We start from the raw sequence: 19404 nt of genomic DNA, 5'->3' as shown, positions 1-19404 counted from the left end.
CTCCCGATGTCGCCGCTGCGCTGCCACCTGCTGATCGGACAGCCTGCTAGCGGCAAGACCACCCTTGCCAAGGCCCTGGCGCCCCTGCTCACCTCTCCGGGTGAACCACCGGCGCAGGTGCTCTCCACCGATGCCATCCGTGCTGAGGTGTTTGGTGATGCTGCAGTGCAGGGCCCGTGGGTCGACATTCAGCAGCGACTGCATCAGCGCATCCAGGAGTGCGTGACCGCTGGTGTTCCGGTGATCGTCGATGCCACCCATGCCCGCCGCGCTTGGCGTCTGGCGATGACCCAGGCGTTGTCTTTGCCCACCCCAGTGGAATGGATTGGTTGGTGGCTTTACACCGATCTCCCCACGTCATTGGCCTGGAATGCCCGGCGTGAGCGTGTGGTGCCTGTGCCAGTGGTGCAGGAAATGGCTGCTGCACTGGCTGACCCGCATTTCGGGCCCTCACGTTCTGAGGGGTTCGCTGCGATCTGTGCTGTGGTGCCCAACCACCATGACGACCTGGTGCCTGTGCTGCAGGCTGAATTGAGCGGTCTTGATCACCGCATTCGCTCCGCCATGAACCGCGAGCGAAAAGTGCAACGGCATGGCTACTCCCAGCTGCTCGATCTCGAACGGCTGCTGTACCTGATCCGGCTGTTGAGCATTTGGCCGGATCTGACGGCAACCGATCCCACCAGTGCTGAGCAGCTGGAGGCCATCCTTTCGCCACTTCCCCAGGGGGATCTGGCTGATCGGGCTGCCGCTTTCCTGGGTGCCATGCACGGAGCCTGTTTTGCCGATGCCACTGCCATCCGCAATGACTTGCTTTGGATGGAAGCCAATGGTTTTTGCCGTGCGATTCCCAGCACGGAAGCCATTCAGTTGGCGCCCGCCTCGTTGGATCACGGTCCCATCCATGGCGGGCTGCCGCCGATGGGTGATGGCCCGGTTTTCGTGCGGGTGATGACACTGTTGCGCCATATTTTGCAGGTGCCCTTTGACCGGCCAGCCGAGCGCGGTAGCGGCCTCCATCAACACCTGGTCAGCGCTGTTGAAACGATTCCCGGTGCCTACCTGCCGGGCGAGACAGCGACCCTTCGCAAGGACCTCGAGAAAATTCTCACCCCGTATGGCTTCCGAAAACGCAACGACAATGTGCGTCATGGGTACTGCCTGGGGAGTGCCGTGCTTTCACCAGCGCGGTTGCAGGAGGTCCACAACGTGGTGCATCAGGCGGCGTCCCGCTTGGCGGATCCATCAGCCCAGGACCTGCTGGCCGAATTAGACGAACGCCTCTCCTGGGCTGGAATCAGCACCACTGACCTCCCGCCGGTGCGCAGTTTTGCCCGCCATACGGTGGTCGATACCCAGTTGGTGCGCCGTGATTCGCTCGCTGCTCCCCATCGTGCGGAGTTAATCGAGGCAGCGATCGTGGCTCACCGCCGCGTGCTGTTGCAGCGTTATCCCGGTGTGGGACGCTTTGACGAAAGCCCTGCTGGAGAGCTGTGCGTCTGGCCATTGCAGCTGATTTTTCACAACGTGGGTTGGTATCTGCTTTATGAAGAAGACAACATTGGCCGTGAACATGGATTGATTCGTAGTGAAAGACTTGACCGCCTTTCCGTGATCCGTGCTGATCGAGACCTTCGCCGCAGTCGTGAACAGCATGCCGCTGTTATCCAAAGACTGGAGCGATTGCTGCATTACAGCGGTGGTATTTTCTTCGGAAGTGATTTGGATCGGCAGCTGGCTTTAGCCAGTCACTCAAAACAAAAACGTATCGAGGCATTGGTCACCCTCAGGTTTTATTGCAACGAGTGGTCGTTTGCATTCATTCGCGAGGGGCTGAATCGCTACCCGATCGAGCACACACGTTTTTCCAAGCCGCTCCCTGAAGACAGTTGGTGGTATCACCCCAAAGCGCCACACGTGCTGGAACCCGGCTCTGCTGACTCCACGCATCCATATCCGGTAGAGCTGGACTTGCCCCACTGGACTGTGGCTTCCGATATTGATCTGCGTAGCTGGTTGTTTGCCTTTGGGGGTGGTATCCGCATTGAGCAACCCGACAGTCTGAGGAAAGAGCTTCTACAACGCTGCGAAGAAGCAATTGCTGTGAACGAAGAACAGCAACCGCAGCGAACTACAGGGTTGATGAAGCCGTTTTCTTCCACTCGGCTTCGCAGAGACTGAAGTCACTGGTTGACAAGTTTCAGCCTTATTACCCTTTCTTAGCGTGGTTTCGACGCTCAACCCACAGCAGGATTTCCCAGCAACCGATTGAGGCTGACACCGGCGTCAAAGGCGGCGCGGTGGAGCTCCTGGCGTTGTGCATCATCCAGGCCATCCCAAAAGGCATGGAGCAGATCCACCGAGGCCTTGCCCAGACCGACGAACCCGACCAAGGCGAGCGGGAAACCGAGCCAGGGGACAACCAGCAGAACAACGCTGAGCACCAGGCTGACCACAGCACCATGCTTGGCCGACTCCCAGACGCTGGCGGCGATGGCCTGCACCTGGGTTGGACGATCGATCTCGCCACGTTTGCGCAGGGCTTCTGTGCGCAGTGCTGTGAGCAGAGCCTGGTAGATCGCGTAGACCGCGATACCGCCGAGGGTGGATTCACCGATGAATTCGCGGCCGCTCCAGGCACCACCATTGCCGTTGATATCGATGGCAGCCAGGCCAGCTGCCGGCGCTACTTCCCAACGGGCCTTGGGAATCCTGTAGGGATCAATCTCGCGGCTCATGCTGACGAACGCGAATGGAGCTGAATTCCATTTTGCTCCCGCCGGCTTGGATGTGGCCAGTCGCCCTCAGGGGTTGATGTCGGTGGCCTCGAGCCGTTCCAGCAGCAGGTCGAGTTTGCGGTCCTGGCGCTCCAGCTGGTGCAGGAAGCCAGCACTGATCAGCGCCAGGATCACCAGCCAGACCGCTGAGGTGAGCCCCACCCACTGCAGGATCGATTGCTGAGGCAGGCCAGCTTGAAGTGGACCGTTGGAGGAGGTTGAACGGTCGTTGCTGAGCACCAGATCCAGCACCTTCTCAGCACTCACCGGCACCAATGCTGAACTGGCATCTGCATGGCCTCCTTCAGCAGCCAGTTGTTCACGGCAGCGCTGCAGGCCGCCGCCGGCCCAGAACAGCCCCCAGGCGCGGTTGTCCATCTGCAAGGCCACCCAACGGTTGGGCCGAGCGTCATTGCGGATCAGTTGCGCAGCCTTGGCCAGGCTCCAGCTGCGGCCTTTGGCGACGGAAGGGGCGGAATGCAGCAGCAAACGCCCCTGGGGATCACGGCTGTAGCCGCTGACCACTTCCAGGGAAAAGACATCGACGATCTGCACCCGTCCATGCAGTCGTGGTCTGCTGTGCGGCACCCCAGCGTCCAGATGTGCACTGGCCGGTGACCAGAACACCAGGGAACCGCGCACCTTGCTGATGCAGGCGTTGGTGAGCAGGTTGACGGGCATGGCCTGGCCACCGTGAAGGGTTGGGGGATAAGTGTGCCTGCGGTGCTCTTGCGGGGGAACCCGATTAGACGGATCGTGGGTCGCCAGACCTTGGATGCATGGCTTTCCATCCAGCCGATGACGACCCGCGGGTGCAGGTGACCCTGGAGCTACGCCAATCCACGCTGCAGTGGATTGATGGTTTGCGTGAGGAGATGGGACTCCGCCATCGCGGCGCCGTGGTGAGCCGTTTGCTTAAGGAACTAGCTGTTCTGTCTCAGCAGGTTGTTCAGTAGCCAATGAGCTGGTAGAAGCGAGCTGATTCAGATCTGCGGTTTGTTCTGGTGTAGCCAGGCGACTGCAGCATTGTGGTCGGTGAAGTCCTTCAGACAGAGCGGTTTGCTCAGTGGCTTAAGGGTCTTCGTGATCTGAGGGCCAGGGCGAAGGTTCAGGTCAGGATTGAGCGTCTTAATTGGTGGCAATCCTGGCGATGTCAGGCCTTTTTTTGGGGTCTGGCGTTTTTGAATCAAGGATCGACGTCGGCCCTGGCTACAGGGTCTATGACCAGCAGAAAGGTTCCAAATTGATCATCCTGCTGTCGGGTGGCGATAAGTCATCCCAAGCCAGGGATATCGAGGAGGCACTGATGCTGTCCCGACAGATCAAGGAGGATGGCTGATGGAGATCAAAACCAGGCCCTATGACTATGACGTTGCCGAGACGCTCAGAACTCCTGATGAAATGGCGGCTTACTAGAAGCGTGTAGTGAAGAAGCCAATGGTGATGCCGTCTTCATCGCCAAGGCCCTCGGAGATCTTGCAGGCGCACAAGGCATGACAGAGGTTGCACGTCAAACAGGTCTGTCTCGCGAGAGCCTCTATCAAGCGCTTTCAGGTGAACGCAGCCCTAGTTTTGATAAGTGCTGAAAGTGGTCTCCGCACTTGGGCTGAAGCTGAATGCTGGTGTGCGTGATGAAGCTGAGGTGGCCTGAACCTCAGTCGCACGGCACAAGTTCGCGATGGATATCTGTTGAGCGGGCCCTTCGAACGCGCCCCTCGAGTGGACAGGCCTCCATGCATTCCTTTCAGATGCAAGAGCGATTGGACTGCCACTCAGGGGCAGCGTTAAAGAGATGGTGGCGAAGCGTTTGCAGCTTAGAGCCGGTATATTCTCCGTATAGCCGCTGGTTTGCCATGCAGACGCGGGTTCAGAAATGGGGAAACAGTCTTGGGGTGCGGATCCCGCGCGGCCTGGCTGAAGAGGTTGGTCTCGGTGCTGGCTCTGAAGTTAGCTTGAGCACCAAGAATGGCGAGCTTGTCGTGACGCCGTCGATTCCTGCTCGCATCAGCCTCGACGATCTTTTGGCAGAGGTCTCAGAGGAGAATCTCCATTCCTCGATCGATACGGGCGTTGCTGTCGGTGCGGAGATTGTCTGTTGACTGCTGCGTATGTCCCTGGTCGGGGAGACTTGGTCTGGCTGGAGTTCACACCGCAAACGGGTAGTGAGCAGGCTGGACGGCGTCCTGCTTTGGTGATCTCGCCCAAGGCCTACAACGCGAAGGTTGGCTTGGCCTTGTTTTGTCCTGTGACATCACGCGTCAAGGGTTATCCGTTTGAAGTGGCATTGCCCGAAGGCAGTGGTGTGGTCGGTGTCGTCCTTGCAGATCAGTTGAAGAGCCTTGACTGGCGTGCCAGGAAGGCGAAGCTGATTGAGTGTGCCTCGCCTGATGTGCTGGCGATGGTTACAGCAAGGATCCTGCCCCTGCTTGTTCCTGACAATCCTTCCACTCCTTAATACAGCCATTCTCCTGACCCGCTACCGCAGAATCACCACACCCATTGGCTCGCTTCTGCCTCAGCTCTGCGCGTACAGGTTGGGCTTCCCTCCAGCAGTAGCTCATGCAACGTGTCTAGATCTGACCGATCAGGTGCTTCTCCGCTGTTCTCCATGAGCAGGAGGGCTTGACGCTTGCTACAGCCTCAGATCGAGAGTGCATCCGCCCCGCACACTTGGCAGTGGTGAGGCGCGGTCAATCCGTGCTGCCGCCATCGTCTTGATCTGACTGGAGTCAACGGCAAGAAACCCTTCGGACTCCGTCGCCAAGTGCCACACAGCAATTGGAGCGTCGTCGATCTGGGAGCGCAATTCGAGGCAGAGGGGGAGATCGGCTGGCAGACAGGGATGCAGGCAAGGAAACAGCGCTTCCTGGCGATAGCCCACAGCCAGTGGTTGTACCGAATGGGGCCAGGGCAAGGCTCGTCCCTGCAACACCAGGTGACAGTTTCTTTGCAGTGTCTGATCGGCAGTCACTTCGAAGCGCCGCAGGGAACTGTCGACAAAGCGGCTTGTGCTGCCTCCCTCCACCGGTGTATCGCAAAGCAGTGGCCAGGGTTCGAGGGCCTGACGCACCCAGAGCTGTCCCTGATCGGAGCACCAGTGCAGCAACACGGGAAATCGCCAGTCCCAGATGGCTCGGAAGGGGTGGTGATCCAGCGCTAATCCGCTGCGCGTCAGATCGGCCAGCACCGTCTCCAGATCACGCCAGAGTTCGCTGGGGAGCATGGCGCGGTCATGGAGCGATTCACCCCAGGGGTGAAGGTCCACGGGCCTCTGATTGGGTTCGAGCAAGCGAACAGCGAGGGCCCGGAACAACAGTGCCACCGCCGAACTCCAGCGGTGATCGGGCAGCGTTTCAATGGCCCTGAATTCCAACAGGCCCTGGCAACCAGCAGACCAGGCTGGATTCCAGAATTTATCGAGACTGATTTCACTGCGATGGGTGTTGCCGCTGCGGTCCGCATGCAGATGGCGCAATGTCTCACCGATCGCCACGCGCTGATCACCGTCCGGCAGGCGCTCCAGGGTGTGGAGTGCGAGCTGGAGATCGAGCCGACTTGCACTTCCTTCATCAGGCCTCGGTGCTTGGGACGCGGGACCAACACTGCGCCCATTGAAGAGATAGGCGAGCGAGGGGTGGTGTTGCCAGTAGCGCAGAAGGCCGACGAGCCAGGCCGGGCGTGAGAAGAACGGATTGTCGTCCAGGTTTGGTCCGCCAAGCAGCAGGTGGTTGCCACCACCGGTGCTCTCCTGCCTGTTGTTCCGGAACCGCCAACTGCGCAACCCCACATGGGTCGCGGCTTGTTCAAGGCAGTGCATCCAGTCGGCGTAGTCCTGCCAGGTGTGACACACGGGAAGGTTGACTTCGAGAACACCGGGATCGGCGGTGATGCCCAGCACCTGCCACTGCGTCATTGCATCCCAGGGCAGAACCCCACTGAGCTCAGGCTCAGACCAGGGTTGGCTGTGGCTGGCGATGGAGCGCAACAACAGCAGCAGTGGTTCCCGCTCCAAGGGCGGCAGAAAGATCGTCCAGCCCTCCGGATCGCTCTCAAGCGTCAGGACCTGGCGTAAGGCATCGTCCGGGAAATGCTCCAGTGGCAGGCGCAGGCCAGCTGGTCCTGGGGCCTGAGTGAGTTGGCGCAGCGGTTCTGGCAGCGGCCATGGCACGCCTCTCCAGAGGCCCTGATCACAGCTGAGCGGTACCGCCCAGATCTGACGATCCGATTGGAGCGGATCCCTCAGAGGAAGCGGGTGAAGGGGGCAACGCAGATCAGCGCCAACGGCGTGGATCAGATCGAGCAGCTGCGGTTGCGATGGGACGGTGTTGCTGGTGTTGCTGGTGTTGCCGTGCTGCGGCCAGTGCACCAGGGGCTGACCATCCAGCCCTGTGATCAGACGCAAGGCCCAGCGAGGGTTGACTTCGCCGTCGTAGCGCTTTCCAGGGCAATGAATCAGACAGGATCCAGGCCAGGCCCGTCGTCGTAGTTCGCCAGCGAGCGCACGGGCATAGGTCAGCTTCGTGGGGCCATCGGCGCTCACATTCCATTCGGCGCCATCGGGCTGCAGAGGAACGAGGGTTGGTTCTCCGCCCATCGTGAGCTGAATGCCGGCATCCCGAAGTCGTTGCTCAACAACGGCGGCGGTTGCAGTGTTGTCAGCCATCCCTGGTCTCCCGGCCGTGCGGTGTTCCAACCTCCTCCAGCTTTCTGAACCCAGGGGGTGGTGCAGGTAACGATCCACACCCTTTGCGCCTTTCGTTCTCGCCAGATCCCTTCGCAATCGGTTACCAGCACCAGATCGACTGGACCGCTGAGGGCATGGCGCAGCATCTGCCGGATCAGGCCGCGTTGGTCGGCGCTCAGCAACACCGCCCCCATGTGATCCGCCAGCAAGCGGTGGTTGGCGCACCGTGCGTTACCCACAACCCCTGAGCTGATCTGAGGGGGGCGAGCCCCCTACACCAGATCCGCGTGCAGTACCCCCATGGCGGCAGTGAGCCCTTCCTGGAACTCCTCCTCCAGCTCCAGCACACCCCCCAGGTTGCTGAGGATGTTGCGCTCATCCTCCAGCAAGCGGCCGTCGGAGCGCATGATCTCTGCCGCCACGGCGAAGGCCGTGGAGCGCTGATCGGCGTTGAGCGCTTCGGCCGCCTCCACCATCAGGTGCTGAGGTCCCAGCCGGCGCAGCTGAAGCAGCAGCTGATCCATCAGTCGCACCATGCGCTCGTCGCTGTAGTCCGAAAACGGATGGCGGTAGTCGAGGGTGTGGCGCAGGGCGCGGGTGCCCGCCTGGGTGAGCACCCCATCCCACGACACCGCTGCCAGGGCGATGGCAGCGAAGGCGGTGGCGGCATCGTTGATGGGGGTATGGGAGGTGTGCATGGCTAGGGGGCGATGGGCTGTGGGTTGAGTTTCCAGATGCGCTCGGCGTAGTCGGCAATGGCGCGGTCGCTGCTGAAGAAGCCGCAGCGCATGGTGTTGTGGATGGAGCTGCGGTTCCAGCTGGCCGGATCCAGCCAGGCCTGATCCACGGCGTTCTGGGTCCGGCCGTAGTCGGCCGCATCGGCCACCACCTGGAAGGGGTCGTGGTGGGTGAGGTTGTCGACCAGCGGCTGGAACAGCTGCCGGTCGCCCTCGCTGAAGTGGCCCGAAGCGATCAGCTCCAGGGCGGCCCGCAGGCCAGGGTTCTGCTCCAGCCAGGGCATCGGGTGGTAGCCGTCGCGTCGCAGCTGGCTCACCTCTTCGGCGTTGTGGCCAAACAGGAAGAAGTGCTCGGCGCCCACCCGCTCGCGGATCTCGATGTTGGCCCCATCCAGGGTGCCGATCGTGAGGGCGCCGTTGAGGGCCATCTTCATGTTGCCGGTGCCGGAGGCCTCCTTGCCGGCGGTGGAGATCTGCTCGGAGAGATCCACCGCCGGGTACACCTTCTGGGCCAGGCCCACGTTGAAGTTGGGCAGGAACACCACCCGCAGGCGGCCCTCCATGGCGGGGTCGAGGTTGACGATCTCGGCGATGCCTGTGATCAACCGGATGATCAGCTTGGCCATGGCGTAGCCCGGCGCCGCCTTGCCCCCGAAGATCACCGTGCGGGGCGGCAGATCCTCCCCCTGGCGCAGGCGCAGGTAGCGCTGCACCACCTCCAGGGCAGCAAGGTGCTGACGCTTGTATTCGTGGATGCGCTTCACCTGCACATCGAACAGGGAGGTGTGATCCACCAGCACCCCCAGCTCCTCGTGGATGTGCTGCGCCAGCCGCAGCTTGGTGCGGCTGCGCACCTCCTGCCAATCGGCAATCAAGCGGCCCTCCGCCAGCAGCGGCTCCAGGGCGCTGAGCTCCTCCAGGTTGCGCCGCCAGCCGCGGCCGATCGCCTCATCCAGCAGGCTGGCCAGATGGGGGTTAGCCACCGCCAGCCAGCGGCGGGGCGTGATGCCGTTGGTCACGTTGGTGAACCGCTCCGGCCACAGCTGGGCGAAATCGGCCAGCAGGTGGTGCTTCAGAAGCTGGCTGTGCAGCTCCGCCACGCCGTTGGTGTGGTGGCTGCCCACCACCGCCAGGTTGGCCATGCGCACACGGCGCAGGCCCCCCTCCTCGATCAGCGATACCCGTTCCAACAGCTCCGGTTGCGCAGGGTTGCGGATGCGCACCATGCGCAGGAAGCGCGCATTGATCTCGTAGATGATCTGCAGCTGCCGCGGCAGCAACTGCTCAAACAGCGGAACCCCCCAGGTTTCCAGGGCCTCGGGCAGCAGGGTGTGGTTGGTGTAGCTGAGGCTGGCGGTGGTGATGCTCCAGGCGGTGTCCCAATCGAGGCCCTCCTGGTCGATCAGCAGGCGCATCAGCTCCGCCACGGCAATGGCCGGGTGGGTGTCGTTGAGCTGCACCGCAAACTTGCGGTGGAACTCACTCACCGGCAGCCCCTGCTTTTTGAGGATGCGGAGCATGTCCTGCAGCGAGCAGCTCACGAAGAAGATCTGCTGGCTCAGCCGCAGCCGCTTGCCCTGCTCGAGTTCATCGTTGGGGTAGAGCACCTTGCTGAGGGTTTCGCTCTGCACCTTCCCCAGGACGGCACGGGTGTAATCACCGGCGTTGAAGGAGGCGAAGTCAAAGGCCTCCGGTGCCATCGCCGACCACAGTCGCAGGGTGTTGGCGGTGCGCACCCCATAGCCCGTGATCGGGGTGTCGTAGGCCACCCCCAGCACAGTGGTGTCGCCGATCTGCACCGGATAGCACCATTCGGGGCGGATCACCTCCCAGGGGTTGCCGTGGGAGAGCCAGGCGTCGGTGCTTTCCTGCTGCCCGTGGGGGGTGATCGTTTGCTTGAAGATCCCGAATTCGTAGCGGATGCCATAGCCGATGGCCGGCAACTCCAGGCTGGCCAGGGATTCTTGGAAGCAGGCCGCCAAACGCCCCAGGCCGCCGTTGCCCAGGCCAGGCTCAGGCTCACAGGCGATCAGGGCCTCCAGATCCAGCCCCAGCTCGGCGCAGGCCTGCTCCGCCTCCTGGCGCATGCCCAGGTTCACCAGGTTGTTGTCCAGGTGAGGGCCCAGCAGGTATTCCGCCGAGAGGTAGGCGGCCGTGCGCACCCCCTGGCGGGTGTAGGCCTCCGCCGTATCCACCCAGTTCTGAAGCAGGCGATCGCGCACCGCCAGCGACAGCGCCATGTAGTGGTCGTGCTGGGTGGCCAGGGAGGGGGACTTGGCCTGGCTGAAAAACAGATGGCGCTGGATCTGCTTCGCCAGAGGGCGAGTGCCCAGGGCCTCCAGCGGGTTAGTGGTGGTCATACAAGTTGCTCCGTCAGGCGAAACCAGAAGTGCACGCCGGCTTCGTGCAAGGCCTGGATGCCCCAGCCATGGCTGATTCGGTGGCGGGTGATCGCCAACGCCGGCAAGCCGATCGGGTGTTCCGGGTGATCGGTGGAGTGGATGGCTTCCACGGTGGCGGGATGGCTCTCCACCAGCCGCCCCAAGCCCTTGCAGGGGGCTTGGCTATGGCCGAGGGACACGAGCGCAAAGTCGGGATGCATCGGCAGATGCCGGGGGGATGTCTCCACTGCAGACAGCCGTCGTCCCCCGGGATGTCTCTCAAGCCACCGTTTCGGGAATATTCACGTTTCCACAAGCTACGGGGGGCAGTTCCGTACCAGCCGTTACCTCTCTGAGTGGAAGGCTTCGCCAAGCTTTACTTCTCTACGACGGTCGACCGCCGCTGACTCCCTGGCTGGTTGCCCCACCGCACAGACCGACAGGTCGCGGCAAAGCCACCGCATGCAAAGAGGGCAGGTCAGGCAAGGACTTCCGGCTCGATCGCACGCCCAGGCCCCCATCAGAGGGGTCCGCGGGTGGAAGCAACAGCTGCACCCCGCGGCGGCCCCATTGGCGCCGTGACCATTGGTACACCGTGCTGCATGGCGAGAAGCGTCAGAGCCGGTGGATGCAGTGGTTCCAGCCGGTGTACGTGGGGCTGAGCTGAGCACATCGACCTGGACGCGACCGACACCTGAGAAGGTGAAAAACCGGCGGGCATGCCGCCGGGCCAACATCTCAGAGCATTTGCACCCTGGCCTGGGGCCCAAGCACCCGCAGAAGCCGGCCAGCGGCATCGAGCAAGTGCGCCGGAATGATGAGGATCGGGCAGGTGTGGCTGAGAAGAGTGGAGGCCAGGGCCCAGGGCCTGCCATCCAGAGAGCGTGCCGGAGACATCGGGACTACCGTTGGTGCACCGCCCATGCGGTCGGTGAATGCCGCTGCCCTCATGACCCCAGCCGATCGAGCGATTCAGGAGCCTGATGCTCCTTTCTCTGTCCGTCGCCGGCAACGGGGTGGCAGACGGGTTGTGGCGGTGAGCAGTTCTGTGAGCGCCGTGGATGCCCTGCGCTCCCGCATCCGGGCCCAAAGCAAAACGGTCGCTGATCACATCGCCACTGATGTTGAGGCCAAAGCCTTCATCGACGACTGGGCTACGCCTGAGCCCATCACGCGCTGAAAACCGGGGTGGAGCTCAAGGCCGGGCAGATTGTTGCCGTTGACTGGCGCAAGGAACCAGCCGACCCAGCCCAGGATCCCCAGCCTCCAGAGCCGAACAAGCTCCGGCCGGCTGTTGTGGTTCAGGACACCGATCTGTTCGATCCGGCGTACCCCACGGTGCTGGTTGTTCCGATGACAGGCGACTCAGCCTTGGCCATTCCCGATTTGACGGTGGTGCTGCAGCCATGCAGAACCAATGGCTGCAAAAAGCTGAGCTACTTGCTTCCGCAGCACCTGACCTGTGTGGCCAAGACACGCATCACCGCCGTTACCCAGTCAGAGATCACCCCAGCGGAATTGCAGCAGCTGCGCCAGTTGGTGGTGCTGACCATCGGAGGCTTCAGCTGAAGCGGTATGGCCTTTCGTTTCCGCAAATCCGCCCGATTGGGCCCCCTGCGGTTTCACTTCTCCAAGAACGGCCTGAGTTCGATCTCCGTGGGTGGCCGGGGTGCTTCCTTCAACATCCCGGTGAACCGCAGTGGCGGCAATCGCAGCACTGTGGGCCTGCCGGGCACCGGTCTGAGCTGGAGTGTGGAGCATGAGGCAGACGCTGCCAGGGGCCTGCCCAACAGCCGCCGTTTGAAGCCTGGCCAGCTGCAGCTGCTCAAACAGGAGTGCCTGCAGATCCTGCATCAGGAGCTGTTTGCGCCTGGCAACGATGCCCATCGGCTCTGGAGCGAGGGGCTGGTGAGCCAGTTGCTGCTGGATCCCCGCATGGGTGGACGCAATGCTGGCTTGCTGGCGGTGATCGAAACCCCGGAAGCGATGCAGGCCTATCTCGAGCGGGGCCGCAGCCAGGACGACGTCAAACGCCGCAGCCAGCGCTGCATTGAGGCCGCCGAGCTAGCGGCTCGGTGGCTGAATCGGTGATTTCAAACACTGCCGGCATGGGGGTGCTGCGCCATAAAGGTTGCAAGGGCGAGCCAAGCCCTGAGAACACGGACGGCGGCAGGCGTGAGATCCCTGCCGTTTTTGCTGCCTGGGCCTGTCGCCGGCGACACCCCACTCAAGCTGTCCCCGAATTAGACCGAATTGAGATGCATCAGATCAATGGGCTTCGCTGTTGCGCGCACGCCCCGTGGATCGTTGATCGAGCGGCTTGAGACAGGGGTTTATCGGATCTGCGATTGCGATCACCACTGCCGTGAAGTGCAGGGCCTGTGGCAAGCACGGGAGCTGGTGCGTGAACTGGAGCTGCAGCAGCAGCTGTTTGAGCCCCGCCCCATCGCGGGGGAGGAATGACGCTTGAGCAAGCGTCACATTTAATGGTTGTTTCGGGCACAGCTTTTCTGCCCTGTTCTGTGGATGCTGGACATGCGTTGGCCTGTTGAACGTCATGGCAGCACCGCGCCGCTACCGCCTGATTGACGCTGCCCTGCAGCCCCATCCCCATCTCGACGAGGAATACAGCTCCCTGCCGGACGCCCTCGAAACGGCGATCCATTGGAGTCGACTGCTGGCCTTTGATCCGATCCAGGCCTCGATTGGCGTGGAGGTCAGCACCGCCAGCGGCGGCTGGCGCACGTTGCAGAACCCCACCACGACGGCTGCCGTTGCCACCTCTTGTGTCGAACGCAGCAATCGCTGAATGCGTGATGCAGGAAGCAGTCAGCCCGGGTTGTGGTCCCGAACTGGTGGTGAACGGTGCTGATTTGCTTATTTGATCTGCATGATTCCTGAAATAAATTGCAGTTTGCGGGTCAAATTTCGCGCGCGCTGCAGTCTCTCCACAGAGTGATGGAGTGCTCGAGATGTTCACGGTTGAACGCCTCGTCGATCACGGATGGACCCGGGAATTTCGTTTCAAAACGGAATTCAAGGCCTTGATCAACGCCCGCTCCCAGTGCATGGCGACGGGGGACACCTATCGCGTGATCAGCAGTTTCCGCGAAGTGGCGTGTGTCATCACACGGGATGGCTTGACTGATGGTCTTGGTTGAGCAGAAAGCTGCTGCAGCGGCGAATGTCATTGCAATCGAGCGTTATCAGAGCCGCCGATATCTGCAGCGAAACGGCTTTGCTGCCTGTCGCCGAGCAGCAAACTTGAGGTGGGTGGCCAAGCCAGCGGAACTTGCGAGTGATACGTGCGCCGCTGACCAGATGAGCGCAGGCCAATCACCCGTGTGTTCATTGACAGAACCTGATCCGACAGATTTGCTGCAATAACGACGCTTCTCCAAGCGTTGTTAAAGCGCATGAACCAAAACAACTGGCATGGCTGATGGTTTTCCGCCAGTCTTGAGTAGAAATGCTGGAGATCTTGGTTTGGTTGCGGTTATGACAGATGGAAATTTGTTGATTTGGTGGTGTGGGTGGTGGCATTCAGAGACTGTTTATGATTGCTGGTCTTTGCTGCCCGATCAGGTTCAACTCTCCTGTTGATCTTCCCCAATCATTGGATGATATGTGCTTGACCGCTGCTGAAATTGAATGGCGGCGTTGGTCGGCTTGGCAGACGGAACGATCGCTGCGCAGGCGGCTTGAGAAGAAGCGCTATCTCTGATGGCAAGGAAGCACTGTTCAGTCAGGTCGACTGCGCCAGAAGGGCCTGATTGAATCGTATTCATCGATCGGTTTGGATCGTGAGCCGCTGCTAGTGCTGCGATCAGCTGTGGTTGCTCCGCGGCGTTTGCCTGCAATCAGTTCCACTTCGTGGGCCAAATGTTCAAGCTGAGCTTTCAATATTTTTTGACGACCTGTCGAATCCTTTTTCATGGTCATGAGTCGTTGTGGTGGCAAGACTCTATGGACCGAGATGGTGAGTTTGTGCTTAAATTTACTTAACTTCGCAGCTGTCAGTCTGAAATAGTGCGATTGATCGCTGATCGTTTGTTATGAACACTTCTCGCGCGTTGATTAAGCTGCAGAGGCTGCGTTTTTGCTTTGATTCCCCTGAATCAATTGCGGAAGCAACGTAACTGCGACCTTCATGGTGCTGAAACACCTCGTTGCGCCTTCTGTTGATGAATCAGTGCTCAAGAAAAAAGCCCCCGCCGACGGCAGGGGCTCCAAAACGTCTCTCGGGAGTGTGACCTTGTTTCCACCCCGTGAGGCGCTTCTCCTCACGGATTCACCATCTCTACCCAACTAGCTGTTCTGTCTCACCACGTTGTTCAGTGGCCAATGAGGTGTGAGGCCGCTACGGGTTGAGGTGCGACCCACCAACCCAGACCTCACGCCTCCATGCATAGCCATCCGAATGCCCGCTTGACCCAGCGGGGCCGTCTGCGGCTGATCTGCCAGCACCTCGACCAAGGCCGTTCACTGCCTGAACTCGCTGCTGACGCTGGGATCAGCCTCCGCTGCGCTTACAAGTGGCTGGCACGCTTCCGCGCAGGCGGTCCAGCGGCACTTGCGGATCGGCGGAGTGTTCGGCATCACCACGCCCCCTCCCGCCGGCAGCAACTGCATCGGCCCGGAGGGTTTCAGGGCCAGCAGCCTTGCGTTTGCCATCGGCCTGCAGCAACAGGGCCTGGTCACTTGAAGCAGCGTCTGACGTCTTGTTTCCGCTGGTCGATCTCCTCAGAGCCGTAGCAAGCGTCCAACCAGTCCTTGTGGACCGCAGTGAAGACATCACGCGCCCGTCTCCGTGAAGCGTGATGCTCTATCGAACGACAGTAAGCTGAAAGGAAAAGGTCGAAGCGTCTGGCTGTGGCAACCCTGGGGCCATTCGGTCCAGGTGTGAAGCGGGACTCTTACAGGGCACCTAAGAACGCCGCGTAGGAGAGTCGACTGTTGTGCCGAATCAGCTGAAACCTTTTCTTGCATCCGGTGCCACACAGGCCTTGAGTTGCTTCCGCAGTTTGTTGTGGTCGATGTCGCGGCCGATCAGCACCAATTGATTTTTGCGATCACCGGTCCAGTCGGTGTCGTCGATGGAAAAGCGTTTGCCTGCCAGATGGAACACATGGCGGCGTTCGCTTTCGTTGAACCAGAGGATTCCCTTGGCCCGGAACACCTCCTGGGGCATCTGGTTGTCGAGGAAGTTCTGGAACTTGCGCAATGCAAAGGGCCCATCACTCTGGAACGACAGGGAGGTGAAGCCCTCGATGTCCTGGTGGTCACCGTGCTCATGGCTGTGGTGATGATGTCCGTGGTCATGACCGTCCCCATGGCCGTGACCGTTCCCATGGCTGTGGTCATGCTCATGGTCATGGCTGCAGTGGCCATGGTCGTGGTCGCAGTCGCTGTGATCCAGGCTCGGATCGTCGGCAGGGGAACTCACCTTGTCGGATTCAAACAGTCCAACGCTGAGCAGCAGGGGCAAGGGCACGTCTCCTTTCACCGACCGCAGGATCCGAGCGTCGTTCTTGACGTCCCTGAGTTGCTGCTCGACAGCCTCAAGCCGCTCCTTGGAGACGAGGTCGCATTTGTTCAGCAAAAGGATGTCGCCGTAAATCACTTGGGCCCTGCCAACTTCCGTGTCGAGCACGACGTTGTCGAAGTTTTCTGCATCGATCAAGGTGATGATCGAATCGAGGCGGGTTTGGTCCCGCAGCTCACTGCCAAGGAAGGTCATGGCCACCGGCAGGGGATCGGCCAGACCGGTGGTTTCGACGACGATGTAATCGAGCGGTTCTGGGCGTTCAATCACCCGTTCCACCGCCTCCATTAGCTCGTCGTTGATCGAGCAGCAGATGCAACCGTTGCTCAGCTCGACCATGTCTTCATCGGTGGTGACGACCAGATCGTTGTCGATCCCGATTTCACCGAACTCGTTCACCAGCACCGCGGTCTTCACCCCCTGCTGATTGCTCAGGATGTGATTCAGCAGCGTGGTTTTCCCTGCTCCGAGGAAGCCGCTGAGAATGGTGACCGGGACGCCGGGACTGGTTGGTGCAGTGGTCATTGGGTCAGAAAAACAGAGGTGATCTTTGGGATCAAAGGTTGTGAAACGACGTTCCTGTGATCAGGCGAGCAACTCACTCAGCAGTTGTTGCGACAGAACATCTCGAGACGTGGCAGTCAGCCAAAGCCCCTCCCCGAAGCGTTGGAAGGTTCCCCCGCAATTCGAAATTCGATGTGATCTGTGGCGGGGTCGTAGAGGGTGTAATTCCTCCCTCCGCCAATGCCGATCACGCTTCGTTTGGGCACAGCCTGTTCGCTCTGCTGTTCACCGGCATGGTCTTTGACGTGGGATTGGATGGATCCACCGGAAAGCTCCAGTCGGAACTGACGCTGACAGCGCGCCGTAAACAGCCGGTTCACATCCAGCCGCGTCAGCCGATCCAGAAGTACCAAGGCTGAAGTGTCTTCCGTTAGCCGGTCGCCGACGTCAGCGGAGCTGCCATGAATCAGAGCGCAGTCGAGTTCGATGAAGCCGAACTGCAGCGATGCCAGCCAGTTGAGATGGTCAGCGTCCACCGCAGCGAGAAGTTCTCCGACCGCCGCCTCGCCCTGCTCGGCTCTGAGCCCTTCAGCCTTGCGTTCGCCGCGGTAGCCACACTCCGCCAGAAGCTGTTCTTCCCACCAGCCATAGATGCAGTCGGGCTGAAGATCAGCACGCTTCGGCTGCCTCAGCCGCTCGAGCAGAGCATTGCACTTGCGTTGTGATCCGATCAGATCACCGAGAACGAAGAGATTGGCAACACCCCGTTGTTGCTTTAGATCCTTCTGAATCTGTTCGTACAGATCCAGGTCTCCTTCGAGACCACTCACCAGGGCCCAGCGTTCCATCAGCGCTCACACACGTGGCTGGCGTCTTCAGCCCGCTCGGCGTATTCGAAGCCGTGGCTGAGTCTCCAGGCAAACACCTCCGGTAAGCCCACATCAACGATCGCTCGACAGGTTTTGGCGACGTCGTAGTCGACCTCACGAATCGTCACCTCTCCGGTGTTGTCGTTATGGATCACATAGGTGGCCTTGGTGCTGCCATGACGCGGTTCCCCAACAGAACCAGCGTTAACGATCCGCCGCATCGGCAGTTCCATCTCCTGTTCTGTTGGTGCACCTTGATCACGTTGTTGCACCTTCACCCGAATGGATCCCTGGCGTAGTTCGCGCACATAGGGCTGGTGGGTGTGGCCGCAGAACAAGGTTTCCGCCCCTGCTGTTTCCACCCGCTCAAGGGCCGCAAAGGCATTCATGTCGGGCAACAGATATTCGTGCTGACTGTTCGGGCTGCCATGCACAAACAGCAGCTTGTCGCGCCGCAGTGTCATCGGAAGTTCAGCCAGAAAGGCCTTGTTCTCCTCCGTCAGCAGATCGGCTGTCCAGTGATGGGCGCGATGACCTCGTCGTTCCGCCAGCTGGGAGGGATAGCTGCATTCACAGGCATTCAGACCGTCAATGATGTCCTCGTCCCAGCAGCCCTGGCAGGTGGGAATCTTGCGCTGACGCACAAGTTCCACCACCTCATTGGGCTGGGGTCCGTAGCCCACAAGATCGCCAAGGCAGGTGATGGTTTGGATGCCCTGGGAGTCGATGTCGTCGAGCACGGCCTCCACGGCGGCAAGGTTGGCGTGCAAGCAGGAGATGACGGCGTGGTTCATGTCAATCAGCCTTGCGAGGTGGGTTGTTGTTGCTGGAGCTGTTGTTGCTGCATGGCGAGCACGTCATCCGCGAGCAAGCAGTCGTTGATGGTGGCTTGAATGCCTTCAGGGTTGAGTGCCTTGCCCTGAACAACGAGCTCTGAGGTTCGACTAGGGCGACCCTGCGGCGGTGCTGTGGCGTCCAGGGGAAGGAACTGGGATGACTCCTGGCTCACCATCCAATTGCAGAAAAATGCCCGCCCGTCCGGAAGATTCATCAGGCCTTTGGCGCGGTACACATCGCCGTAGGCACCGTTGACGAGTTCAAACCAAAAGCTGCTCAGGCTGTTGGGATCCCAAACACAACCCGAAAGAGAGGTGTGCCAGGCCTCGAGCTTGCTGAACTCCAGGGTGTCCTTTGCAGGCAATTCAGGGTCTCGCCCGAAGTGCAGGAGTTGGTCGGGGTGCAGCTGCAAGGCCTCCAGCTTGGAGCGAACGTCGTCTCCGAGCCCTTCAACTCCTTCCTTGCTGGGGGGATGGAACTGCTGCACTTCGATCAGGGTCAGCCCATCGTTGTCCTGCTTCAGATCCGTTGCGTTGGCTGTTGCCGGTTCCTCAAGCCTGGGCACCTGGTCCTTGAGCCAGGTCAGGTCGATTCCTCTGTCTTCTCCCTGTTCAAGCCCCGCTGCCTTTTCTCCCTCCAGCCGCAGGTAGGCGCAGGGGCCTTGATGCTGCTGAAGCCTTTGGAGCGCCCAAGTTGTTTTCCCGCACCCCGGAGGGCCTGAAATCAGGCACACCTGGCCCATTGCAACCTCCTCGAAATCCGAGAATCATTCTCATTATGAGCCGCCGTCGCTGCCCTGTCCCGTTCTCCCTGTGCCTCTGGGCGCGTTGGCGCAAAAGCCTCTCAGTCCACCAAAATGGCCTTGGTAGGTGCCGCAAACTCTTCGCTGTAACACCTGTGGAGCTGAGGGCAGCCCATGGCGTCGAGGTGGTGAATCCTAAGGAGATGTGGGCTGCCCGATGAATATTCGATCTCATCGATGAACTGCAATCTTCAGCTTGGGGGGTGATGCTTCGGGTTCGAACTTATGAATCTTGGGAAGGTACAGATTGCCTTTTAGGTCTTATTCA

General features: G+C 60.6%; 27 protein-coding genes. 14 read left to right on the top strand and 13 right to left on the bottom strand.

Annotated elements, in window-relative coordinates; all coding sequences use genetic code 11:
• Positions 1 to 6 precede the first annotated feature (6 nt).
• On the top strand, positions 7 to 2181 hold the full coding sequence (locus SynA1544_RS11190; protein WP_186513662.1) for an AAA family ATPase: 2175 nt from the start codon (positions 7 to 9) through the stop codon (positions 2179 to 2181).
• A 56-nt stretch (positions 2182 to 2237) separates the two neighbouring features.
• Here the strand turns inward: SynA1544_RS11190 and SynA1544_RS11185 are convergent, their stop codons facing one another.
• Both SynA1544_RS11185 and SynA1544_RS11180 read right to left on the bottom strand, forming a co-directional pair.
• A complete protein-coding gene (locus SynA1544_RS11185) occupies positions 2238 to 2738 on the bottom strand; it encodes a hypothetical protein (protein WP_186513661.1) in 501 nt (166 codons plus the stop codon).
• Between the two features lie 66 nt (positions 2739 to 2804).
• Positions 2805 to 3458: a hypothetical protein gene (locus SynA1544_RS11180; protein ID WP_186513654.1), complete on the bottom strand. Its 654-nt coding sequence runs from the start codon at positions 3456 to 3458 to the stop codon at positions 2805 to 2807.
• A gap of 98 nt (positions 3459 to 3556) precedes the next feature.
• Here SynA1544_RS11180 and SynA1544_RS11175 point away from each other — a divergent pair, with 98 nt between their 5' ends.
• From SynA1544_RS11175 to mazF, 5 genes are all read left to right on the top strand, one after another.
• Positions 3557 to 3733 carry a hypothetical protein gene (locus SynA1544_RS11175; RefSeq protein ID WP_186513652.1) on the top strand — a complete coding sequence of 59 codons (177 nt, stop codon included), beginning with the start codon at positions 3557 to 3559 and terminating at the stop codon, positions 3731 to 3733.
• A 179-nt stretch (positions 3734 to 3912) separates the two neighbouring features.
• Positions 3913 to 4116, top strand: coding sequence for a type II toxin-antitoxin system RelE/ParE family toxin (locus tag SynA1544_RS11170; RefSeq protein ID WP_255477798.1), 204 nt, complete (start codon positions 3913 to 3915; stop codon positions 4114 to 4116).
• Between the two features lie 115 nt (positions 4117 to 4231).
• Positions 4232 to 4363 (top strand): addiction module antidote protein, encoded by a 132-nt coding sequence (locus tag SynA1544_RS14905; RefSeq protein WP_255477797.1) that lies wholly within the window; start codon positions 4232 to 4234, stop codon positions 4361 to 4363.
• A 267-nt stretch (positions 4364 to 4630) separates the two neighbouring features.
• Positions 4631 to 4876, top strand: coding sequence for an AbrB/MazE/SpoVT family DNA-binding domain-containing protein (locus SynA1544_RS11160; RefSeq protein WP_186513650.1), 246 nt, complete (start codon positions 4631 to 4633; stop codon positions 4874 to 4876).
• Positions 4873 to 5232, top strand: coding sequence for an endoribonuclease MazF (mazF, locus tag SynA1544_RS11155; RefSeq protein WP_186513646.1), 360 nt, complete (start codon positions 4873 to 4875; stop codon positions 5230 to 5232). Before SynA1544_RS11160 ends, mazF begins: the two co-directional genes overlap by 4 nt.
• Positions 5233 to 5409: 177 nt before the next feature.
• On the opposite strand, the gene SynA1544_RS11150 is transcribed toward mazF, so the two are convergent.
• From SynA1544_RS11150 to SynA1544_RS11135, 4 genes are all read right to left on the bottom strand, one after another.
• Entirely contained in the window at positions 5410 to 7440 is a 2031-nt protein-coding gene (locus SynA1544_RS11150) for a transglutaminase family protein (protein ID WP_186513644.1), read from the bottom strand.
• A gap of 293 nt (positions 7441 to 7733) precedes the next feature.
• Positions 7734 to 8159, bottom strand: a complete 426-nt coding sequence (locus SynA1544_RS11145) for a tellurite resistance TerB family protein (RefSeq protein WP_186513642.1) — start codon at positions 8157 to 8159, stop codon at positions 7734 to 7736.
• Between the two features lie 2 nt (positions 8160 to 8161).
• Entirely contained in the window at positions 8162 to 10558 is a 2397-nt protein-coding gene (locus SynA1544_RS11140) for a glycogen/starch/alpha-glucan phosphorylase (protein WP_186513640.1), read from the bottom strand.
• Positions 10555 to 10827, bottom strand: a complete 273-nt coding sequence (locus SynA1544_RS11135; RefSeq protein ID WP_186513638.1) for a hypothetical protein — start codon at positions 10825 to 10827, stop codon at positions 10555 to 10557. The genes SynA1544_RS11140 and SynA1544_RS11135 overlap by 4 nt, the downstream gene beginning before the upstream one ends.
• On the opposite strand from SynA1544_RS11135, the gene SynA1544_RS11130 reads away from it, so the two are divergent.
• The gene (locus tag SynA1544_RS11130; protein WP_186513636.1) at positions 10818 to 11246 is read left to right on the top strand and encodes a hypothetical protein; all 429 of its coding nucleotides are present in this window, start codon (positions 10818 to 10820) and stop codon (positions 11244 to 11246) included. The genes SynA1544_RS11135 and SynA1544_RS11130 overlap by 10 nt on opposite strands.
• Positions 11247 to 11317: 71 nt before the next feature.
• Here the strand turns inward: SynA1544_RS11130 and SynA1544_RS11125 are convergent, their stop codons facing one another.
• On the bottom strand, positions 11318 to 11530 hold the full coding sequence (locus tag SynA1544_RS11125) for a hypothetical protein (protein WP_186513634.1): 213 nt from the start codon (positions 11528 to 11530) through the stop codon (positions 11318 to 11320).
• On the opposite strand from SynA1544_RS11125, the gene SynA1544_RS11120 reads away from it, so the two are divergent.
• The 6 genes from SynA1544_RS11120 (at position 11529) to SynA1544_RS11095 (ending at position 13740) form a co-directional block, all read left to right on the top strand.
• Entirely contained in the window at positions 11529 to 11759 is a 231-nt protein-coding gene (locus SynA1544_RS11120) for a hypothetical protein (protein ID WP_186513632.1), read from the top strand. The two genes, SynA1544_RS11125 and SynA1544_RS11120, sit on opposite strands and share 2 nt — an antisense overlap.
• Positions 11760 to 11767: 8 nt before the next feature.
• Positions 11768 to 12148, top strand: coding sequence for a type II toxin-antitoxin system PemK/MazF family toxin (locus SynA1544_RS11115; protein ID WP_222930152.1), 381 nt, complete (start codon positions 11768 to 11770; stop codon positions 12146 to 12148).
• A 6-nt stretch (positions 12149 to 12154) separates the two neighbouring features.
• Positions 12155 to 12670, top strand: coding sequence for a DUF4236 domain-containing protein (locus SynA1544_RS11110; protein WP_186513610.1), 516 nt, complete (start codon positions 12155 to 12157; stop codon positions 12668 to 12670).
• A gap of 180 nt (positions 12671 to 12850) precedes the next feature.
• Positions 12851 to 13042, top strand: a complete 192-nt coding sequence (locus SynA1544_RS11105; protein ID WP_186513609.1) for a hypothetical protein — start codon at positions 12851 to 12853, stop codon at positions 13040 to 13042.
• A gap of 94 nt (positions 13043 to 13136) precedes the next feature.
• Entirely contained in the window at positions 13137 to 13388 is a 252-nt protein-coding gene (locus SynA1544_RS11100; protein WP_186513608.1) for a hypothetical protein, read from the top strand.
• 163 nt (positions 13389 to 13551) lie between these two features.
• Positions 13552 to 13740 carry a hypothetical protein gene (locus SynA1544_RS11095; protein WP_186513607.1) on the top strand — a complete coding sequence of 63 codons (189 nt, stop codon included), beginning with the start codon at positions 13552 to 13554 and terminating at the stop codon, positions 13738 to 13740.
• 26 nt (positions 13741 to 13766) lie between these two features.
• Here the strand turns inward: SynA1544_RS11095 and SynA1544_RS11090 are convergent, their stop codons facing one another.
• Positions 13767 to 13997 (bottom strand): hypothetical protein, encoded by a 231-nt coding sequence (locus tag SynA1544_RS11090; RefSeq protein ID WP_186513630.1) that lies wholly within the window; start codon positions 13995 to 13997, stop codon positions 13767 to 13769.
• 323 nt (positions 13998 to 14320) lie between these two features.
• On the bottom strand, positions 14321 to 14515 hold the full coding sequence (locus tag SynA1544_RS11085) for a hypothetical protein (RefSeq protein ID WP_186513629.1): 195 nt from the start codon (positions 14513 to 14515) through the stop codon (positions 14321 to 14323).
• Between the two features lie 468 nt (positions 14516 to 14983).
• On the opposite strand from SynA1544_RS11085, the gene SynA1544_RS14900 reads away from it, so the two are divergent.
• Positions 14984 to 15334, top strand: coding sequence for a leucine zipper domain-containing protein (locus SynA1544_RS14900; RefSeq protein ID WP_255477609.1), 351 nt, complete (start codon positions 14984 to 14986; stop codon positions 15332 to 15334).
• A gap of 211 nt (positions 15335 to 15545) precedes the next feature.
• Here SynA1544_RS14900 and SynA1544_RS11075 read toward each other — a convergent pair whose 3' ends face one another.
• From SynA1544_RS11075 to SynA1544_RS11060, 4 genes are all read right to left on the bottom strand, one after another.
• Positions 15546 to 16649: a GTP-binding protein gene (locus tag SynA1544_RS11075; RefSeq protein ID WP_186513628.1), complete on the bottom strand. Its 1104-nt coding sequence runs from the start codon at positions 16647 to 16649 to the stop codon at positions 15546 to 15548.
• A gap of 116 nt (positions 16650 to 16765) precedes the next feature.
• Positions 16766 to 17476, bottom strand: a complete 711-nt coding sequence (locus SynA1544_RS11070; RefSeq protein WP_186513627.1) for a phosphoesterase — start codon at positions 17474 to 17476, stop codon at positions 16766 to 16768.
• Positions 17476 to 18291: a metallophosphoesterase gene (locus SynA1544_RS11065; RefSeq protein ID WP_186513626.1), complete on the bottom strand. Its 816-nt coding sequence runs from the start codon at positions 18289 to 18291 to the stop codon at positions 17476 to 17478. The genes SynA1544_RS11070 and SynA1544_RS11065 overlap by 1 nt, the downstream gene beginning before the upstream one ends.
• A 5-nt stretch (positions 18292 to 18296) precedes the next feature.
• Positions 18297 to 19076: a GTP-binding protein gene (locus tag SynA1544_RS11060; protein ID WP_186513625.1), complete on the bottom strand. Its 780-nt coding sequence runs from the start codon at positions 19074 to 19076 to the stop codon at positions 18297 to 18299.
• Positions 19077 to 19404: the final 328 nt, after the last annotated feature.

Origin of the sequence: Synechococcus sp. A15-44, assembly GCF_014280115.1 — a bacterium.
Classification (GTDB): domain Bacteria; phylum Cyanobacteriota; class Cyanobacteriia; order PCC-6307; family Cyanobiaceae; genus Parasynechococcus.
The sequence above is the reverse complement of the archived record's forward strand: the minus strand, read 5'-3'. Positions and strand labels throughout refer to the sequence as shown.

Excerpts from the sequence above, each read along its gene's own strand:
- SynA1544_RS11175 (WP_186513652.1), top strand. The coding sequence starts at position 3,557 with ATGGCTTTCCATCCAGCCGATGACGACCCGCGGGTGCAGGTGACCCTG.
- SynA1544_RS11070 (WP_186513627.1), bottom strand. The coding sequence starts at position 17,476 with ATGGAACGCTGGGCCCTGGTGAGTGGTCTCGAAGGAGACCTGGATCTG.
- SynA1544_RS11190 (WP_186513662.1), top strand. The coding sequence starts at position 7 with ATGTCGCCGCTGCGCTGCCACCTGCTGATCGGACAGCCTGCTAGCGGC.
- SynA1544_RS11065 (WP_186513626.1), bottom strand. The coding sequence starts at position 18,291 with ATGAACCACGCCGTCATCTCCTGCTTGCACGCCAACCTTGCCGCCGTG.
- SynA1544_RS11185 (WP_186513661.1), bottom strand. The coding sequence starts at position 2,738 with ATGAGCCGCGAGATTGATCCCTACAGGATTCCCAAGGCCCGTTGGGAA.
- SynA1544_RS11105 (WP_186513609.1), top strand. The coding sequence starts at position 12,851 with ATGGGCTTCGCTGTTGCGCGCACGCCCCGTGGATCGTTGATCGAGCGG.
- SynA1544_RS11100 (WP_186513608.1), top strand. The coding sequence starts at position 13,137 with ATGGCAGCACCGCGCCGCTACCGCCTGATTGACGCTGCCCTGCAGCCC.
- SynA1544_RS11075 (WP_186513628.1), bottom strand. The coding sequence starts at position 16,649 with ATGACCACTGCACCAACCAGTCCCGGCGTCCCGGTCACCATTCTCAGC.
- SynA1544_RS11095 (WP_186513607.1), top strand. The coding sequence starts at position 13,552 with ATGTTCACGGTTGAACGCCTCGTCGATCACGGATGGACCCGGGAATTT.
- SynA1544_RS11110 (WP_186513610.1), top strand. The coding sequence starts at position 12,155 with ATGGCCTTTCGTTTCCGCAAATCCGCCCGATTGGGCCCCCTGCGGTTT.
- SynA1544_RS11085 (WP_186513629.1), bottom strand. The coding sequence starts at position 14,515 with ATGAAAAAGGATTCGACAGGTCGTCAAAAAATATTGAAAGCTCAGCTT.
- SynA1544_RS14900 (WP_255477609.1), top strand. The coding sequence starts at position 14,984 with ATGCATAGCCATCCGAATGCCCGCTTGACCCAGCGGGGCCGTCTGCGG.
- SynA1544_RS11090 (WP_186513630.1), bottom strand. The coding sequence starts at position 13,997 with ATGCGCTTTAACAACGCTTGGAGAAGCGTCGTTATTGCAGCAAATCTG.
- SynA1544_RS11145 (WP_186513642.1), bottom strand. The coding sequence starts at position 8,159 with ATGCACACCTCCCATACCCCCATCAACGATGCCGCCACCGCCTTCGCT.
- SynA1544_RS11120 (WP_186513632.1), top strand. The coding sequence starts at position 11,529 with ATGACCCCAGCCGATCGAGCGATTCAGGAGCCTGATGCTCCTTTCTCT.
- SynA1544_RS11160 (WP_186513650.1), top strand. The coding sequence starts at position 4,631 with ATGCAGACGCGGGTTCAGAAATGGGGAAACAGTCTTGGGGTGCGGATC.
- SynA1544_RS11060 (WP_186513625.1), bottom strand. The coding sequence starts at position 19,076 with ATGGGCCAGGTGTGCCTGATTTCAGGCCCTCCGGGGTGCGGGAAAACA.
- SynA1544_RS11180 (WP_186513654.1), bottom strand. The coding sequence starts at position 3,458 with ATGCCCGTCAACCTGCTCACCAACGCCTGCATCAGCAAGGTGCGCGGT.
- SynA1544_RS11150 (WP_186513644.1), bottom strand. The coding sequence starts at position 7,440 with ATGGCTGACAACACTGCAACCGCCGCCGTTGTTGAGCAACGACTTCGG.
- SynA1544_RS11130 (WP_186513636.1), top strand. The coding sequence starts at position 10,818 with ATGTCTCCACTGCAGACAGCCGTCGTCCCCCGGGATGTCTCTCAAGCC.
- SynA1544_RS11125 (WP_186513634.1), bottom strand. The coding sequence starts at position 11,530 with ATGAGGGCAGCGGCATTCACCGACCGCATGGGCGGTGCACCAACGGTA.
- SynA1544_RS11140 (WP_186513640.1), bottom strand. The coding sequence starts at position 10,558 with ATGACCACCACTAACCCGCTGGAGGCCCTGGGCACTCGCCCTCTGGCG.